The following is a 3,546-nucleotide window of genomic DNA, read 5'->3' as shown; positions in this document are numbered from 1 at the left end:
GGTCTCGCCTCCGGCGACGACGAAGCGGCGGAAGCCTGAATCCCTGAGCCGAACGGCGACGGTGGCGAGCAGGTGTTCGACCAGTTCGCCTGCCCGCTCGCGGCCGAGCGCCGCCTGCGCCCTGCCGACCTCGATCGGGTCGTCGCTCGAATAGACGAGAGGCGTGGCATGGGCGCTGTCGATGACCCATTTCGCCACCGCTTCCGCCGTCGTGCGCCCATCGGCGATTGCCTGCGGATCGACCTTCAGCGCCGGAATGCCCGCCGCATGGGCGGCCGCGATCTGCCGTCGGGTGGCGGTGGAGCACGAACCGGCGATGATGACCGATCGGCCCACCGGTGCGGGGAAGGGGCGTGCGGCCCCGGCGCCCGACGTGAAGCCGAAATTGGCGGGCAGGCCGATCGCCACGCCCGAGCCGCCGGTGACGAGCCTCAGCCCTGCCGCGGCCTTGCCGATCGCCCGGAGCTGGTCGTCCGTCACGGCGTCGACGATCAGCATACGCTTGCCGTCGTCTGCGGCCCTGTCGAACGCCGCCCGGATCGCCTCCGCGCCCTTTGCCACGGTCTCGTAGCCGACAAGGCCGACGGGCAGTGCGGTCTGCTTCTGCAGCACGCGCACGAGGTTCGCGTCGCGCATCGGCGTCAGCGGATGGTCCTTCATCGGGCTGTCGGAGAGCAGCAGGTCACCGACGAAGAGGTGACCGCGATAGACGGTGCGGCCGTTCGCCGGAAAGGCGGGGCAGGCGATCGACAGCGCGGCACCCGTGAGGTCGAGCAGCGCGTCCGCGACCGGTCCGATATTGCCGCCGTCGGTCGAATCGAAGGTCGAGCAGTACTTGAAGAAAAGCTGTTCCGCCCCGGCGTCGCGCAGCCGGCGCGCGGCGGCGAGCGACTGTGCGACGGCTTCGGTCTTCGGATTGGTGCGGGACTTCAGGGCGACCACGACCGCGTCGGCCTCGCCGAAGTCAAAGTCCGTACCCGGCACGCCGATCACCTGGACGACCCGCATGCCCTCGCGTGCGAGCATCAGGCAGAGGTCGGTCGCGCCTGTCAGGTCGTCGGCTATGGCCCCAATATGCATGTCGTCCTCCCTTTTCGTCCTTTCAGGCCGTCGCGCCTTCAAGGATCTCGTAGCCCGTGTCGACGATCGCCGTTTCAGCCGGCCGCTTCGGCTCCGCAATGATCCGCTCGGCGGCAATGCGGCCGATCAGGAAGCGGTCGGAGCGCACGGTCGACAGCGGCAGCGGGATCGCCTGGCCGATGTCGAGGCCGTTGAAGCCGAAGAGTGCCAGGCCGTCTTTGACGGCGATGCCGGCCGAGAGGCAGTGGAAATAGCCGCCGACCGCCATGTCGTCGTTGACGAAGACGGCGACGTCGATGTCCGGCGCCGCGCCGAGAAGCTTCGCCAGCATCTCCGTTCCCGCCTTCGCCGAGCTCGGGCCGTCCACATGCACTTCGCCGGCAAGCGACAGGCCGGCCTCGGCCAGCGCCGCGACGAGGCCCTCGTAGCGGAACCGGGCGCGCCGGTCCGCGTCCCAGTCGTGGCCGACATAGCCGAATCGGCGGTAGCCGCGGGAAATCAGATGTTTTCCGCTGTCGTAACCCGCCTGCCGGTGGGAGAAGCCGACGGCGAGATCGACCGGATCGCCGTCCGTGTCCATCAGTTCGGCGACCCGCACGCCGCTTTCAAGAAGCAGCCGGCGGGTCGTCTCGGTGTGGTCCGAACCCGCGGTGATGATCGCCATCGGCTGCCAGGCAAGCAGCGAGGCGAGGATCTCCTGTTCCTTCTCGCGGTTGTATTCGGTCACGCCGAGGAGCGGCTGGTAGGGGCTGCCGGCCAATCCCTCGTAGATGCCGCGCAGCACCTCGGGAAAGACGATGTTGTGCATGGAGGGCAGGATGACGCCGATGAACAGCGAGGCGGCGGAGGCGAGCGTGCCGGCGGCGCGGTTCGGCACGTAGCCGAGCGTCTCGACCGCGCGGCGCACCCGTTCCCGCGTCTCCGCCGCAATCGGTCCCTTGCCGCGCACGACCCGCGACACCGTGATCTCGCTCACGCCGGCGAGGCGGGCGACATCGGTGAGCGTCGGTTTGATCGGCGGCATGGTCGGTCTTTCGGGAACGGCCGCGCAGGGCGGGCTGCTTGATGACAGCGCTAACATATTTTGCTTGCGCGGCTTTCGTCAATGTGCTTGACTGCCTTATGTTAGCGCTGTCATAAGAACGGCGGATGGGAGGACGGGGATGAATCCAGCAAAATCGGTTGCCGTGATCGGCCTTGGCGCGATGGGCCTCGGCATGGCCCGCTCGCTTGCACGCGGCGGGCTTGCGGTTTCCGGTTTCGACATCAACCCCGATGCATGTGCGGCGCTTGAAGCGTCCGGCGGAACGGCGGCGGCAAGCATCGCTGAGGCGGCGCGTGGCGCGGACATCCTCGTGCTCGTCGTCGTCAATGCGGCGCAGGCGGACGGCGTGCTGTTCGGCGCGGAGGGTGCCGTGGCGGCAATGAAGCCAGGCGCCGTCATCATCGCCTCGCCGACCATGGCGCCGCAGGACGCGCAGGATTTCGCGCGGCGGGCGGGTGAGGCGGGCCTGCTTTATCTCGATGCCCCGATCAGCGGCGGCGCGGCCAGGGCGGAAGCCGGTCGTCTGACGGTCATGGGGTCCGGTTCGCCGGATGCCTTCGCGGCGGCGCAGCCGGCGCTCGAGGCGATGGCCGAGACCGTCTACCGGCTCGGCGACGCGGTCGGCATCGGCTCCTCCTTCAAGATCGTCAACCAGCTTCTGGCGGGTGTCCATATCGCGGCCGCCTGCGAGGCGATCACCTTCGCGAAAAGCCTCGGCCTCGACATTTCCCGCGTCTTCGACGTCATCACGAAATCGGCGGGCAACAGCTGGATGTTCGAAAACCGCATCCCGCACGTTCTTTCCGGCGACTACACGCCGATGAGCGCGGTTTCGATCTTCACCAAGGATCTCGGCATCGTCTCGGATCTCGGGCGCAAGCAAAAATTTCCGCTGCCGGTGACGAGCGCCGCGCTGCAGCTCTTCGTCATGACGGAGGCGGCCGGCATGGGGCGCGACGACGATTCCTCCGTCGCGCGCCTGCTCGCCGGCATTTCCGGCCTCAACCTACCGGGCATGGGAACCGAAGCCGGCGGGGAGCGCTGAGATGCCGCGCTTTGCCGCCAACCTCTCGATGATGTTCAACGAGCTGCCGCTGCTGGAGCGTTTCCGCGCGGCGGCGGCGGCGGGCTTCGGGGCGGTCGAGTTCCTGTTCCCCTACGAGCATCCGGCCGAGGTTGTCGCCGGGGCGCTGCGCGCCGCAGGCCTGCGCCAGGTCCTCTTCAATCTCCCGCCCGGTGACTGGGCAAGGGGGGAGCGCGGACTTGCAGCCCTGCCGGACCGCTCGGCGGATTTTCGCGCTTCTGTCGCGACGGCGCTCGACTACGCCCGCGCGCTCGACGTGCCGAGCCTTCATGTCATGGCCGGCCTGGCTCCGGCCACGGATCCGGCCGCGGCCGCGGCCTATCTCGATGCCCTGCGC

4 protein-coding genes are annotated in these 3,546 nt (G+C 68.7%); 2 read left to right on the top strand and 2 right to left on the bottom strand.

Features of this window, described 5'->3' with window-relative positions; genetic code table 11:
- Together otnK and LXM94_RS14660 are read right to left on the bottom strand one after the other, a co-directional pair.
- The coding region (otnK, locus tag LXM94_RS14665; RefSeq protein ID WP_235772213.1) for a 3-oxo-tetronate kinase at window positions 1–1,080 on the bottom strand (1,080 nt) is incomplete at its 3' end.
- Between the two features lie 22 nt (window positions 1,081–1,102).
- Entirely contained in the window at window positions 1,103–2,104 is a 1,002-nt protein-coding gene (locus LXM94_RS14660) for a LacI family DNA-binding transcriptional regulator (RefSeq protein ID WP_235772212.1), read from the bottom strand.
- A gap of 139 nt (window positions 2,105–2,243) precedes the next feature.
- On the opposite strand from LXM94_RS14660, the gene ltnD reads away from it, so the two are divergent.
- Window positions 2,244–3,170: an L-threonate dehydrogenase gene (gene ltnD / locus LXM94_RS14655; protein ID WP_235772211.1), complete on the top strand. Its 927-nt coding sequence runs from the start codon at window positions 2,244–2,246 to the stop codon at window positions 3,168–3,170.
- Window position 3,171: 1 nt separating this feature from the next.
- The coding region (locus LXM94_RS14650; RefSeq protein ID WP_235772210.1) for a TIM barrel protein at window positions 3,172–3,546 on the top strand (375 nt) is incomplete at its 3' end.

It is taken from the genome of Rhizobium alarense (assembly GCF_021555155.1).
GTDB lineage: Bacteria > Pseudomonadota > Alphaproteobacteria > Rhizobiales > Rhizobiaceae > Rhizobium_D > Rhizobium_D alarense.
The sequence above is the reverse complement of the archived record's forward strand: the minus strand, read 5'-3'. Positions and strand labels throughout refer to the sequence as shown.